Annotated in this window: 9 protein-coding genes; 6 read left to right on the top strand and 3 right to left on the bottom strand. The window is 69.6% G+C overall.

Annotated elements, in window-relative coordinates:
- Window positions 1-35 precede the first annotated feature (35 nt).
- Window positions 36-1,808, top strand: a complete 1,773-nt coding sequence (locus CCL05_RS12465; protein WP_086560571.1) for a cellulase family glycosylhydrolase — start codon at window positions 36-38, stop codon at window positions 1,806-1,808.
- Between the two features lie 67 nt (window positions 1,809-1,875).
- Here the strand turns inward: CCL05_RS12465 and CCL05_RS12460 are convergent, their stop codons facing one another.
- A complete protein-coding gene (locus tag CCL05_RS12460; RefSeq protein ID WP_086560570.1) occupies window positions 1,876-3,522 on the bottom strand; it encodes a glycoside hydrolase family 27 protein in 1,647 nt (548 codons plus the stop codon).
- A 348-nt stretch (window positions 3,523-3,870) separates the two neighbouring features.
- Between CCL05_RS12460 and CCL05_RS12455 the strand changes: the two genes are divergently transcribed.
- The 5 genes from CCL05_RS12455 to CCL05_RS12435 all read left to right on the top strand — a co-directional run bounded on the left by CCL05_RS12455 (window position 3,871) and on the right by CCL05_RS12435 (window position 10,826).
- Window positions 3,871-5,484, top strand: a complete 1,614-nt coding sequence (locus CCL05_RS12455; protein WP_086560569.1) for a glycoside hydrolase family 43 protein — start codon at window positions 3,871-3,873, stop codon at window positions 5,482-5,484.
- Window positions 5,485-5,535: 51 nt separating this feature from the next.
- Entirely contained in the window at window positions 5,536-7,563 is a 2,028-nt protein-coding gene (locus CCL05_RS12450; protein ID WP_086560568.1) for a glycoside hydrolase, read from the top strand.
- Window positions 7,564-7,782: 219 nt separating this feature from the next.
- On the top strand, window positions 7,783-8,985 hold the full coding sequence (locus CCL05_RS12445) for an acyl-CoA dehydrogenase family protein (RefSeq protein WP_086560567.1): 1,203 nt from the start codon (window positions 7,783-7,785) through the stop codon (window positions 8,983-8,985).
- Entirely contained in the window at window positions 8,982-10,001 is a 1,020-nt protein-coding gene (locus CCL05_RS12440) for a phosphotransferase family protein (RefSeq protein ID WP_086560566.1), read from the top strand. The genes CCL05_RS12445 and CCL05_RS12440 overlap by 4 nt, the downstream gene beginning before the upstream one ends.
- A gap of 66 nt (window positions 10,002-10,067) precedes the next feature.
- Window positions 10,068-10,826, top strand: a complete 759-nt coding sequence (locus tag CCL05_RS12435; RefSeq protein WP_086560565.1) for an SDR family NAD(P)-dependent oxidoreductase — start codon at window positions 10,068-10,070, stop codon at window positions 10,824-10,826.
- Window positions 10,827-10,862: 36 nt separating this feature from the next.
- Here CCL05_RS12435 and CCL05_RS12430 read toward each other — a convergent pair whose 3' ends face one another.
- Window positions 10,863-11,903: an MBL fold metallo-hydrolase gene (locus tag CCL05_RS12430; RefSeq protein WP_086560564.1), complete on the bottom strand. Its 1,041-nt coding sequence runs from the start codon at window positions 11,901-11,903 to the stop codon at window positions 10,863-10,865.
- A 77-nt stretch (window positions 11,904-11,980) separates the two neighbouring features.
- The gene (locus CCL05_RS12425; protein WP_086560563.1) at window positions 11,981-13,492 is read right to left on the bottom strand and encodes a class I adenylate-forming enzyme family protein; all 1,512 of its coding nucleotides are present in this window, start codon (window positions 13,490-13,492) and stop codon (window positions 11,981-11,983) included.
- Window positions 13,493-13,496 lie beyond the last annotated feature (4 nt).

Raw genomic sequence — 13,496 nt, 5'->3', positions numbered from 1 at the left:
CCCCTCCCCCTCCGCTCGCCCGAAAGGCATGCCACATGAAGGACATACGGCAGCCCGCACACCGCCGCAGACGCGGCCCCGGCCGCCTGGCCGGCCTGCTGATGGTGCTGCTCGTCATCCTGGGTCTGTCCGGCAGCACCGCGCTCGCCGCGCCCGGCGGCACGGCACAGCAGGCAGGCTCCACCGTCGGGGTCCCGGCCCGCGCCATGGACGCCGTCGCCGCGATGCAGCCCAGCTGGAACCTGGGCAACACCCTGGACGCGATTCCGGACGAGACGTCCTGGGGCAACCCCAAGGCCACCCGGGAGCTGTTCAGGACCGTCCGGGTGGAGGGCTTCCGCAGCGTCCGCATCCCGGTGACCTGGAGCGCACACCAGTCCGCCACCGCGCCCTACGCCGTCGACGACGCGTACATGAACCGCGTCAAGCAGGTGGTCGACTGGGCACAGGCCGAGAACCTCTACGTCGTGCTCAACGTCCACCACGACTCATGGCAGTGGATCTCCAAGATCTCCACCGACCACGACAACGTGCTCGCCCGCTACAACGCCCTGTGGACCCAGATCTCCGCCGCGTTCCGTGACGAGCCGCGCACCCTGCTCTTCGAGAGCGTCAACGAGCCGGGCTTCGACAACGCCACGGCCGCGCAGAAGACCCAGCTCCTGAACGAGCTGAACACCTCGTTCCACAAGGTCGTCCGCGCTTCGGGCGGCGCGAACGAGGACCGCCTGCTCGTCCTGACGACACAGAGCGGCACCCCGTCCCAGGACCTCATGGACGACCTGTACACCACGATCAAGTCGCTGAACGACCGCCGGCTGGTCGCCACCGTGCACTACTACAGCTGGTACCCGTTCAGCGTGAACGTCGCGGGCGGCACCCACTACGACGACGACGCCCGGAACGACCTCGACGACGCCTTCGCCCGCATGCGCGACACCTTCGTCGCCCGGGGTATCCCCGTCTACGTCGGCGAGTACGGCCTGCTCGGCTACCCCGACCACAACCATCCCTCCCGTGTGGAGCGGGGTGAGGCGATGAAGTACTACGAGCACCTCGGACACGCGGCACGCCTCGCCGGAGTCACCACCGCGCTGTGGGACCCCGGAACCTGGGCCTACCTGAACCGCGAGACCCAGAAGTGGACGGACCCCGTCCTGTTCGCCTGGATCAAGTCCAGCTGGACCACCCGTTCGGGCACGGCCTCCTTCGACAAGGTCTTCGTGCCGAAGTCGGAACCGATCACGGCCAAGGGGCTCACCCTGAATCCGAACGGCACCAAGTTCCGGGGCCTGTGGCACGGCGACACCAAGCTCGTCGAGGGCCGGGACTACACCCTCTTCGACAAGAAGCGGCTCGTCCTCACGGCCGGCGCGCTGACCCGGCTGACCGGCGACCGCGCGTACGGGGTCAACGCCACGCTCCAGGCCCGGTTCTCGAGCGGCCTGCCCTGGCCGATCGAGGTGGTCACCTACGACACCCCGGTGCTCTCCGACGCCACGGGCAAGACCGACGCGTTCACCATCCCCACCAAGTACCGGGGTGACGTGCTGGCCACCATGGAGGCCACGTACGCCGACGGCGGCAACGCGGGCCCGACCAGCTGGACTCCGTACCAGGAGTTCAACGTGGCCTTCTCGCCGGACTACCCGAAGGGCACGGTCATCCTGACCACCGCATTCCTCAAAGCCCTGCGTGACGGCGAACCGGCGACGCTGACCTTCCACTTCTACAGTGGCGCCAAGCTCACGTACAAGGTCACGAAGACCGGAGACTCGGTCACCGGTACCGCCGTCGAGGAATCCTGACCGACCGGCCCTCGCCCTGGTTGCCCACCTCCCCGGGCAACCAGGGCACTTCTCACACAGCGGTCCCTCACGCGCGGGTCCACTTCTGGCCCGCCTGGCCGTTGCAGGTCCACAGGACCAGCGGGGTTCCGTTGGTGGTGCCGGACCGGTCGGCGTCGAGGCAGAGGCCGGCGTGGGCGTTGCGGATCGTCCCGTCGGAGCCGACGGTCCATTTCTGGTTGTTTTGGCCGTTGCAGGGCCAGGTGATGACCCGGGTGCCGTTGGTGGTGCCCTGGTTGTAGGCGTCCAGGCACTTGTCGCCGAAGACGCGGATCTCGCCGCCGGCCCAGGTGGTCCACAGTTGGTTGGCGGCCGTGTGGCAGTCCCAGAGCAGCACGCCGGCTCCGGCGGCGGTGGAGGCGTTGTCGACGTCCATGCAACGGCCGGAGGCAGTGCCGCGCAACCGCGAGGTGGTGGCGGGCAGCGGGCCGCCCCCGCTCACCCGGAACACGGCCACACCGTGCGCGGGGACGTTCGCCGAGATCTGTCCGGAGGTGTTCGCCGTGCTGCCGCTCCACAGGTCGGTGAGGGTGAACGGCCCGCCGGAGAGGCCGACTTGCGCCGCTGTCGTGGTGACCGTCGCCGTGCCGTCGCCCCGGTTGAACAGGCCCACCGCGACCGAACCGTCGGACAGGGGTTTGGCGAACACCTCGGTGTTGCCGTCGTCACGCACCCTGCGCCCGCCCGCGCCCAGCGCATCCTGGTTCACCGCCAGCAGACGCGGGTTGCGCAGGATCGCGCTCACGTCGGCGGACATGGTGCGGATGTCGTTGCCGGCCATGAGCGGTGCGCTCAGCAGTGCCCAGAGGGCGAAGTGGGAGCGGGACTCGGTCAGGGACAGGCCGGGGCGGCCGACGACGAGCATGTCGGGGTCGTTCCAGTGTCCTGGTCCGGACTGCGCTGCGAGCGGTGCGGTGACGTCCAGGACGTTGCCGACGCCCATCGGGTAGCTGTTGGTGTTGCCGTTCTGCCAGATGTCGAGCAGGTCCTCGGTCGTCCGCCACAGGTCGGCGACCTCGCCCCAGTTGTACGTGGCGCCGGTGATGGCGTGGAAGCTGTTGGGGTTGATGCTGTAGACGATCGACCGTCCGGTGGCGCGCAGGGCGTCGCGCATCAGCTTGAACCGCGCGACCTGCTCGTCGCGGGTGCCGCTGGAGGAGCACCAGTCGTACTTGAGGTAGTCGACGCCCCATGAGGCGAAGGTGTTGGCGTCCTGGGTCTCGTGGCCCTTGCTGCCCGTCGATCCGGGATAGGCGCCGCTGGTCTGCGCGCAGGTGCGTTCGCCGGGTACCTGGTAGATACCGAACTTCAGGCCCTTGCTGTGGATGTAGTCCCCGAGGGCTTTCATTCCGCTGGGGAACTTGGTGGGGTTGGCGCGCAGGTTGCCCGCCGCGTCGCGTTGTGGGTCGAACCAGCAGTCGTCGACCACGACGTAGCGGTAGCCGGCGTCCTTCATGCCGGAGGAGACCATCGCGTCGGCGGCCTGGCGGACCTGCGCTTCGGTGATCCCGCAGCCGAAGCTGTTCCAGCTGTTCCAGCCCAGGGGCGGGGTGAGTGCCGGGCTGCCGGGTGCGGCCGAGGCGGTGGACGGAGCGGAGGCCGTCACCGACGCGGTGATGGTCAGCGCGGCGGCGGCGAGGAGACGGAGCAGTCGTCTGCCTGATCGTCTGGGCACCGTGGGGTCCTTTCGTCGGCAGGAGGTCGGCACAAGACAAGGGATGGCTGCTGTACAGCCGTCGATCTTCGGCAGGTGCATGACATTTCTGGTCACGCGAAATTTCGACCTGCTTTCGATCGTCGACGCCACGGATACTAGGGAGGTAGCCGGGCTTGTCAACTCCGACGACCGTGCGGGATTCCTTCCGGCATCCTCAGGGCAGACACCGAGTCAGCGAAAATTTCGGAGAGTTGCACGAATCATGCGAGACGTATTGACGGGAGCTCTGAACCCCCTAGCATCCAGGATGCTCACCCGTCGATAACCGTTCACCATCTCGAACAACAGAGGGAGCGACCCATGGATATGTCATGCCCTCGTCAACCCGTGGGGCGTCGCCGGGTGCTGGCCGCCGGCACCGGCCTGGTCACCGGTGCCCTCCTGCCGCTGGCCGCAGCCACCCGGAGCGCCGCGGCCGCCCCGGCCTACACCAACCCGGTCATCTGGCAGGACTTCGCGGACATCGACGTCATCCGCGTCGGCGCCACCTACTACGCCTCCGCTTCGACGATGCACTACTCACCGGGCGCCCCTGTCCTGCGTTCGTACGACCTGGTGAACTGGGAGATCGCCGGTCACTCGGTGCCCGTCCTCGACTTCGGCGCCAAGTACGACCTGAACGGCGCCCGAGGCTACGTCCGGGGCGTCTGGGCGTCGTCGCTCGCCTACCGGCCGAGCAACAGGACCTTCTACTGGCTCGGCCAGATCGACTTCGCCAGGACGTACATCTACACCGCCACCGACGTCGAGGGCCCGTGGAGCCGGCTCACGACCATCAGCACGCCCTACTACGACGCGGGGCTGCTCGTCGACACCGACGACACCCTCTACGTGGCGTACGGGAACACCACCATCAGCGTGGCCCAGCTCTCGCGCGACGGGCGCACCCAGGTCCGCACGCAGCAGGTGTTCAGCACACCGTCGAGCGTCGGCACCCTGGAGGGCTCCCGCTTCTACAAGATCAACGGGCAGTACTACATCTTCCTGACCCGACCGGCCAACGGCCAGTACATCCTGAAGTCGTCGAGCGGCCCCTTCGGTCCGTACACGATGCGGCAGGTCCTCCTCGACCTGCGCGGGCCGATTCCCGGCGGCGGCGTCCCGCACCAGGGTGGGTTGGTCCAGACGCAGAGCGGCGCCTGGTACTACATGGCCTTCGTGGACGCCTACCCCGGCGGCCGGATGCCCGCCCTGGCGCCGGTCACCTGGACTGCGGACGGCTGGCCCATGGTGCAACTGGTGAACGGCGCCTGGGGCACCTCGTATCCCAGTCCGGCCGTGCCCACTCCGCCCCGCCAGGTCACCCCCATGGTCGGTGTCGACACGTTCGACGGCACGACCCTCAAGCCGAGGTGGGAGTGGAACCACAACCCGGACAACTCCAAGTGGTCCGTCGGCGACGGACTGACCCTGCGGACCGCGACCGTCACCAACGACCTGTACTGGGCCCGCAACACCCTCACGCACCGCATCCAGGGGCCCACCTCCACCGCGACGGCCCTGCTCGACTTCTCGGCGATGCGGGACGGAGACCGGGCCGGACTCGCGCTGCTGCGTGACTCCTCCGCCTGGATCGGCGTCAAGCGCGACGGCGGCGCGACACGGGTGGTGATGGTCAACGGGCTGACCATGGACGGCAACTGGAGCACCACCGGCACCGGCACCGAGGTCGCGAGCGCGCCCGTCTCCGGCGGCCGCGTCTGGCTGCGCGCGAGCGCGGACATCCACCCCGGAGCGGCACGCCCCGGCACCTTCTCCTACAGCACGGACGGCACCCACTTCACCCGCCTCGGGCCCGCCTTCTCCCTGGGCAACGACTGGCGGTTCTTCATGGGCTACCGATTCGCCCTCTTCAACCACGCCACGCAGGCGCTCGGCGGCGCGGTCCGCGTCCCGCGGTTCGAGCTGTCGACGCCCTGATCCGATCCCACCGACCGCACCACCCAACCCCCCACCAACACGAGGAGAACCATGAACCCGCTGAAACGGCTCGGCCGTCGCCGAGCGTCGGTGTTAGCCCTGCTGGCCTTGGGCGCCCTGGTGACGCCCGGTGCCGCGACCGCCGCACCCGACGCGCCCGACGGCGTCCGGGCCTCCACGCTCGGGGCTCAAGCGGCCCAATCCGGACGGTACTTCGGGACCGCGGTGGCCGCCGGACGGCTCGGCGACGGCACGTACACCGGCATCCTGGGCCGCGAGTTCAACTCGGTCACACCCGAGAACGAGATGAAGTGGGACGCGACCGAGCGGTCCCGCGGACAGTTCACCTTCGGCGCCGCCGACCAGATCGTGAACGGCGCGACGTCCCGCGGACAGCGCGTGCGGGGCCACACGCTGGTGTGGCACTCCCAGTTGCCCGACTGGGTCAAGGGCATCAGGGACGCGAACACGCTGCGCGGCGTGATGAACAACCACATCACCACGGTGATGAACCGCTACAAGGGCCGGATCCACTCCTGGGACGTGGTCAACGAGGCCTTCGCCGACGGGGGCAGCGGCCAGATGCGCGGCTCGGTCTTCCGGGACGTGCTGGGCACCGGCTTCGTCGAGCAGGCCTTCCGCACCGCGCGGGCGGCCGACCCGGCGGCCAAGCTCTGCTACAACGACTACAACATCGAGAACTGGAACGACGCCAAGACCCAGGGCGTCTACCGCATGGTCCGCGACTTCAAGGCCCGCGGCGTGCCCATCGACTGCGTCGGCCTCCAGTCCCACTTCGGCGCCGGCGGTCCCCCCGGCAGCTTCCAGACGACGCTGTCGAACTTCGCCGCGCTCGGCGTGGACGTCCAGATCACCGAGCTGGACATCGCGCAGGCGCCGCCGAACGCGTACGCGAACACGGTCAGGTCCTGCATGAACGTGGCGCGCTGCACCGGCATCACCGTCTGGGGCATCCGCGACAGCGACTCCTGGCGCAGCGGGGAGAACCCGCTGCTGTTCGACCGCAACGGCAACAAGAAGCCCGCCTATCAGGCAACGCTCACCACGATGGGCGGCACGGCCGCGGCACAGCGGCCCGACACCCGTTCGGCCCGGTCCGCCGCGGCACTCCCCTCCTCCTTCCGCTGGAACTCGAGCGGATCCCTGATCTCCCCCAAGCCGGACGCGACCCACAGGATCGCCGGGATCAAGGACCCGTCGGTCGTCTACCACAACGGCAAGTACCACGTGTTCGCGAGCACCGCGAGCTCCTCCGGGTACAACCTCGTGTACCTGAACTTCAGTGACTGGTCGCAGGCGAATTCGGCCACGCACCACTACCTCGACCGCACCGCCATCGGCACCGGCTACCGGGCCGCGCCGCAGGTCTTCTACTACGCGCCGCAACGCCTGTGGTACCTCGTCTACCAGACGGGCAACGCCTCGTACTCCACCAACCCCGACATCAGCAATCCGAACGGGTGGAGCGCCCCGCGCAACTTCTACTCCTCGATGCCGGACATCATCAAGCAGAACATCGGCAACGGCTTCTGGGTCGACATGTGGGTGATCTGCGACAGCGCCAACTGCTACCTGTTCTCGTCCGACGACAACGGGCACCTGTACCGCTCCCAGACGACCGTCGGCCAGTTCCCGAACGGCTTCACCAACACCGTCATCGCGGCGCAGGACTCCAAGTACGCCATGTTCGAAGCGAGCAACGTCTACAAGGTGCAGGGCAGTAACCAGTATCTGCTGCTCGTCGAGGCCATCGCCTCGGACGGCCGGCGTTACTTCCGCTCCTGGACCTCGAACAGCCTCGCCGGCTCGTGGTCACCGCTGGCCGCGTCCGAGGGCAACCCCTTCGCCAAGTCGAACAACGTGGCGTTCCCCGCCGGTACCTGGACCCGGGACATCAGTCACGGTGAGATGATCCGCGCCGGCAACGACCAGACGCTCACGATCCCGGCCTGCAAGCTGCAGTACCTGTACCAGGGCAAGGATCCCAACGCCGGCGGTGACTACAACAGCCTGCCGTGGCGGCTGGGCCTGCTCACCCAGACCAACTCCACCTGCTGACCCGTTGACGACGTGGGCCCCGCCGCTCGTGCGGGGCCCATGGCTGGCAGAGCACGTTCTGCAGCGGCAGCATCTCCGTCGATCCTACCCGGTCGAGGCTATCAATCGTTAGCTCCCCCCGCCTACAGCTCGATCCCTGCTTTCTGGGCCACCCTCTTGACATCCCGACTCAGTCCCTCTGTGATGGCTAATAGCCAGTAGCCGACGTCAGGGGTCAACGTGTCGATCGGGTTCGAGACCGACGAGAGGGTCGCCGACATCGCGCGGCGCACCACGGAGTTCGTCCGGGACGTCGTACTGCCGGAGGAGCAGGCGTGCGACGGGAACGTCCATGACGGGCCGGAGCCGCTGCGGCGCCGGTTGCAGGAGGCGGCAAGGGCCGCAGGGGTGTTCGCTCCTCATGTGGGTGTGGAGTGGGGCGGGCTCGGGCTCGATCTCTGCGGCCAGGCAGCGGTGTTCGAGGCGGCCGGCTACTCGTTGCTCGGCCCTCTCGCGCTCAACTGCGCGGCGCCCGACGAGGGCAATACGCACCTGCTCGAAGTGGTCGCCACCGAGGAACAGAAGGAGCGGTATCTGCGCCCGCTGGCGGCCGGCGAGGTGCGCTCCTGTTTCGCGATGACCGAGCCGGCACCGGGCGCGGGGTCCGACCCTCGTGCGCTGGCCACCACGGCGACCAGGAGCGGGGACGGCTGGCGGCTCGACGGCCGCAAGTGGTTCATCAGCGGCGCCGACGGCGCCGGCTTCGCCATCTGCATGGCTCGCACGAGCGGCGCCCCGGGTGACGCGGGCGGCGCGACGATGTTCCTCGTCGACGCGGGCAACCCGGGCATGAAGGTCGTCCGGAACATCGACACCCTGGATCAGGGCCTGTTCGGCGGGCACAGCGAGGTCGTCTTCGACAACTGCGAGGTCGGCGACGGTGCCGTGCTGGGCGAGGTGGACCAGGGTTTCGCGTATGCGCAGGTGCGTCTGGGGCCCGCGCGTATGACGCACTGCATGCGCTGGCTCGGAGTGGCGCGCCGGGCGCAGGACATCGCCCTGGAGCGTGCCGTGGATCGCTCGGCCTTCGGTAAGCCGCTGGCCGAACTGGGGATGGTGCAGCAGCTGCTGGCCGACTCCGAGATCGACATCGAGACCGGTCGCGCGGTGCTGCTGCGGGCCTGCTGGGAACTGGACCAGGGGCGCTCGGCCGCCCAGCACACCTCGATCGCGAAGACGTACGTCTCCGAGGCGGTGAACCGCGTGGTCGACCGGGCCGTGCAGGTGTGCGGCGCACTCGGAATCTCCGGGGACGCCCCGCTGTCCCGGCTGTACCGGGAGGTGCGTCCGTTCCGGATCTACGACGGCCCGTCCGAGACCCACCGCTGGGCCATCGCCAAACGCGCGGTGCGGGCGGCGCGGGAGCGGAGGGCGGCGCGATGACCACGGCCGTGGCCGGCATCGACGGCTCCGCCCTGCAGAGCTACTTCGCCCAGCATGTGCCGGAGTGCTCGGGCCCGTTGCGGGTGGAGCTGCTGCACGGTGGTCGCTCCAACCTCACCTACGAGGTGACCGACGGGACGCACCGGTGGGTGCTGCGCCGGCCACCGCTGGGCGTGCTCACGCCGACCGCGCACGACATGGACCGCGAGTTCCGCGTCGTCGCAGCGCTCGGCGGCACCGGAGTGCCGGTGGCCCGCGCTGTGCTGTCGTGCACGGACCCAGGCGTGATCGGGGCGCCGTTCTGCGTCGTCGACTTCGTGGAGGGCGCCGTACTGCGCGATGGTGACGAGGTCGCCGCGCTGCCCCCGGCCGACGCACGGCGCAGCGCCGACGCGCTGGTCGACGCCCTGGTGGCACTGCACTCGGTCGACGTCCGCGCTGTCGGGCTCGACGGCTTCGGCCGTCCGGACGGCTATCTGGAGCGCCAGGTGCGGCGGTGGCGCAGCCAGTGGGACAAGGTCGCCACCCGTGCCCTGCCCGATGTCGAGGCGCTGCACCTCCGGCTCGCCCGCGCCCTGCCCGTGAGCGGCACGGCGACGATCGTGCACGGCGACTACCGCCTGGACAACACCATCCTGGAATCCGGTGACGTCGGGCGGATCGCCGCGATCGTCGACTGGGAGATGGCCACCCTCGGTGATCCTCTCGCCGACCTCGGGATGCTGCTCATGTACTGGGACCCGGTCTGCGAACCGGTGCTCGGGGCGCGCCACGTGCCCACGGCCAACCCGGGCTTCCCCTCGGGCCACGAGCTGGCCGAACGGTACGCCACGCGCTCCGGCCGGGACATCGAGGCGCTGGCCTTCTACCAGGCGCTGGGCTGCTTCAAGCTCGCGGTCATCGCCGAGGGCATCCACGCCCGCTATCGCGCGGGTCAGACCGTCGGCCCGGGCTTCGAGCGGGTCGGTTCCGCGGTCCCGGCGCTTCTGCGCTCGGGGCTGGAACTGCTCTCCTGACCGCGGCACTTGACCCACTCGGCCCGCGCCCCCGACACACCACCCGACGAGAACCGAGGAGGACCCGTGCGAGACCGGCTGTCCGGAATGATCGCCCTGGTGACCGGCGCGACCGGTGGCATAGGAGACGCCGTCGTACGCCGACTGGCCGCGGAGGGTGCCGCGGTGGCGGTGACCGACGTGGACGCCGACCGGTGTGAGGCACTCGCGAAGGAGCTGACCGACGACGGGGCGCGAGCGATCGGCCTGGCCCTCGACGTCCAGGACGAGGAGACGTGGCGCCGCGCGGTCGAGTCGGTGGTCGCCGAGCTGGGCGGGCTGTCCGTGCTCGTCAACAACGCGGGCATCGCCGAGATGCGAACGGTGGAGACGGAGACCCGCGAGTCCTGGGACAAGGTCATCGGCGTGACGCAGACCGGTGTCTGGCTCGGTATGAAGTACGGCGGGCCCGCGATCGAGCGCTCCGGTGGTGGCTCGATCGTCAACATCGCGTCGATCTTCGGTACGGTCGGCGGCTTCGGGAGCCAGTTCTCCTACCACGCGGCCAAGGGCGCGGTCCGGCTGATGACGAAGAACGCCGCGCTGCACTGGGCCACGCGCGGGGTGCGCGTCAACTCGGTCCACCCCGGCTTCATCGAGACGCCCCGCTCCCGCGACCTGTGGCGGGGCACGGCCCGGCACGCCGCGATGGTCGAGGGCACCCCGCTGGGGCGGCTGGGCCGGCCCGACGAGGTCGCGGGAGCGGTGGCGTTCCTCGCCTCACCCGACGCGAGTTTCGTCACCGGCTCCGAGCTGTACGTGGACGGGGGGTGGACGGCACGCTGACGGTCGGTTCCCCGCGCCCGCCCTTCGCCGGCGACATCACCGCACGCGCGTGTACTGGTCCACCCCGCCGACGGATGCCACGGTCACCCGGCCCTCGAGCACCAGCACATCCAGGTGCGCCGCCGTCTCGTTGACCGCGAGCATCTGGTTGAAGGCGTTCAGCTCGCCGAACGGCACCGCCCGGCGCGTCCAGCCGAGCTTGCGTGCCACCGCGTGGGCGTCGAGCGTGTCGTCGCCCAACGCCGTCAGGCTCTGGGCCAGCCGGTCGTCGTGATGGGCGAGCAGCTCGGCGACCCGGGTGTGCGTGCTGTCGGATACCGGGCCGTGCGCGGGCAGCAGGCGGGCGTCGGCGTACCGGTTCATCAGCCGCAGCGAGTCCAGGTAGTCGGCGAGTGGCCGGCCGCCCGGCTCGGACAGTTCGAAGCCGATGGACGGAGTGATGTGCGGCAGGACGTGGTCCCCGGAGAACAGCAAACCCCGCTGTTCGTCCAGGAAGACCACATGTCCCTTGGTATGTCCGGGAGTCGGTACGACGCGCAGCTCGCGGTCGCCGAAGCGGAGGGTCTCGGCGGCGAGCCAGCGGTCGGGGGCCTCCCACACGCTCGGGTCGAAGCCGCCGTGGTTCATCGCCCGGATGAGGTCGGCCAGTTCGCCGGCGCCGGCCCTGCGCAGGGTCTGAAGTGAGCTCACGGGTACGTCGCTGCGCAGCCGGCCGAGCTTCTCCAGACCCGGGCGTTCCCCGGCGCCGAGGTAGACGCGCGAGCCCAGCAGCCGGCGCAGTTCCACCGCCTGTGTGTAGTGGTCGCGGTGGATGTGGGTGACCAGGATGTGGCTGATGTCGCCGAGGTCGCGGTCGATGGCGGACAGGGCCTCCTCGAGCGCCTTGCGCGCCTCGGGGATCGCCCAGCCGCCGTCGATCATGACGATCCCGCCGTCGTCGGCGAGGTCCTCCAGGAGGTAGACGTTGACCGCGTGCAGGCCGTCGTTGGGAAGGGGCAGAGGAACGCGGTGCACCCCGGGCTGTACGGTCTGCACTCCGGCTGCGGCCCACGGGCCCTGGTCGAACCGCGTTGTCATGATCCTCCTTGTGGTGTGCGCCCCGGCATCATGCCCGTGGGCACGCGTGACGGCACGTCGTGCGGATGGTCGCCTCGTCAGGCGTGGTCGCCGGTGGTCCGGGCATGCAGTCTGACGGCCAGGTCCCGGGCCCCGCTCCGGTCGAGCTTGCCGACCTTGGTCTGCGGCAACTCCTGGATACCGTAGACGAATTCGGGCCATTTGGTCTTGGACAGACCTACGCTCTCCAGGTGCCCGGTCACCTCGGCCAGGCCGATGTCGCCGCCGTCCTCGGTGACGACGAGCAGTGCGACGCGTTCACCGAGCACGTCATCGGGAACCGCCGCGACACAGACCCTGGCCACGCGGGGGTAACTGGCGACGGCGCGTTCTATCTCGGTGATGTCGATGTTCCGGCCGCCTCGGATGATGATGTCCTTCTCGCGGCCCATGATGCTGATGGTGCCGTCTTCGTGGGTCATCAGCAGGTCGCCGGTGGGCAGGTAGCCGTCCTCCGTCAGGGCCGCCGGCGCCACCTCGCCGTCGCGGGCGTAGCCGAGGAAGAGGGAAGGCCCGCGCACCTGGGCCCGCCCGGTCACCCCTGGCCCGGCGGTCCGTCCGTCGGGGGTGAGGGCGCGGATGTCCGTGCCCGGGAAGGGGCGGCCGTCTCTGCCGAGCCGGATCTCCTCGGGGTCATCCGGGCTGGGCGAGGTGTGACCGAGGCACTCGGACATGCCGAAGACGCGCAGGATCTTGGTTCCCAGGGACTGCTCCGCCCGGGCCAGTGCTCCACGGTCCATCGGCCCACCGCCGACGGTGATCGACCGGACTCCGCGAAGGACACCGGATCCGGCCGCCTCGGCGCCCATCTGCAGCGCCATGGTCGGGACGCACATGGTCCAGCGGACATCGGCGTCGGCCATCCGCCGCAGCGCGACGGCCCTGTCCCACTTCCCCGTCATGACGAGCGGCCCGCGCAGCAGCAGGGAGAGGTAGACACCGAAGCAGTACGCCGCGGTCGACGACAGCGGCACGATCGCGGCGACGGCGTCGCCGGGTGACAGGCCGTTGACGGTAATGGTGCAGGTGGCGGCGTAGCGCAGGGCCGACTCGGACTGCACGACGCCTTTGGGCCGCCCGGTCGATCCGGAGGTGAGGCCGATCAGGGCGCCGCCCGACCAGCGTGACATGTCACGAGTGTGGGGCGTGGCCAGGCACGTCCAGCCGTCGAGCACCTGCTGCGGCCCGCCCGGCAACCGGTCGGCCACCGCCCATTCGTCCATCGCTGAGGGCTCGGCGACCACGGCGTCCGGGCGGATGTCCTCCCAGGCAGCGGAGAACTCGGCATGGGTGGTGTGCCGGTTGACGACCGCGATGACACCACCGCTCAAGCCGACGGCGAGGGTGGCGGCGACGGTACGCCATGAGTTGTCGGCCTGGACCATGACGGTGCCGCCAGCTCCGTCGGCCCTTCCGGTGGACAGCGCCGCGGCCATCTGCGTGGCCTCGTCGAGCAGCTGTCGTGCCGTATGGCTGCCCGCGTCGTCGATGACGGCGACGAAGTCCGCCTCGTGCGCCTTCTGTTGGAACTCCCGCACTACCTGTCGCATCCTG

This window comes from Streptomyces africanus, assembly GCF_002150735.1.
GTDB classification, from domain to species: Bacteria; Actinomycetota; Actinomycetes; order Streptomycetales; family Streptomycetaceae; genus Streptomyces; species Streptomyces africanus.
This window is presented reverse-complemented; position numbering and strand designations above follow the sequence as displayed.

Coding starts and splice junctions, on each gene's coding strand:
- CCL05_RS12465 (WP_086560571.1), top strand. CDS start 36: ATGAAGGACATACGGCAGCCCGCACACCGCCGCAGACGCGGCCCCGGC.
- CCL05_RS12455 (WP_086560569.1), top strand. CDS start 3,871: ATGTCATGCCCTCGTCAACCCGTGGGGCGTCGCCGGGTGCTGGCCGCC.
- CCL05_RS12450 (WP_086560568.1), top strand. CDS start 5,536: ATGAACCCGCTGAAACGGCTCGGCCGTCGCCGAGCGTCGGTGTTAGCC.
- CCL05_RS12440 (WP_086560566.1), top strand. CDS start 8,982: ATGACCACGGCCGTGGCCGGCATCGACGGCTCCGCCCTGCAGAGCTAC.
- CCL05_RS12430 (WP_086560564.1), bottom strand. CDS start 11,903: ATGACAACGCGGTTCGACCAGGGCCCGTGGGCCGCAGCCGGAGTGCAG.
- CCL05_RS12425 (WP_086560563.1), bottom strand. CDS start 13,492: ATGCGACAGGTAGTGCGGGAGTTCCAACAGAAGGCGCACGAGGCGGAC.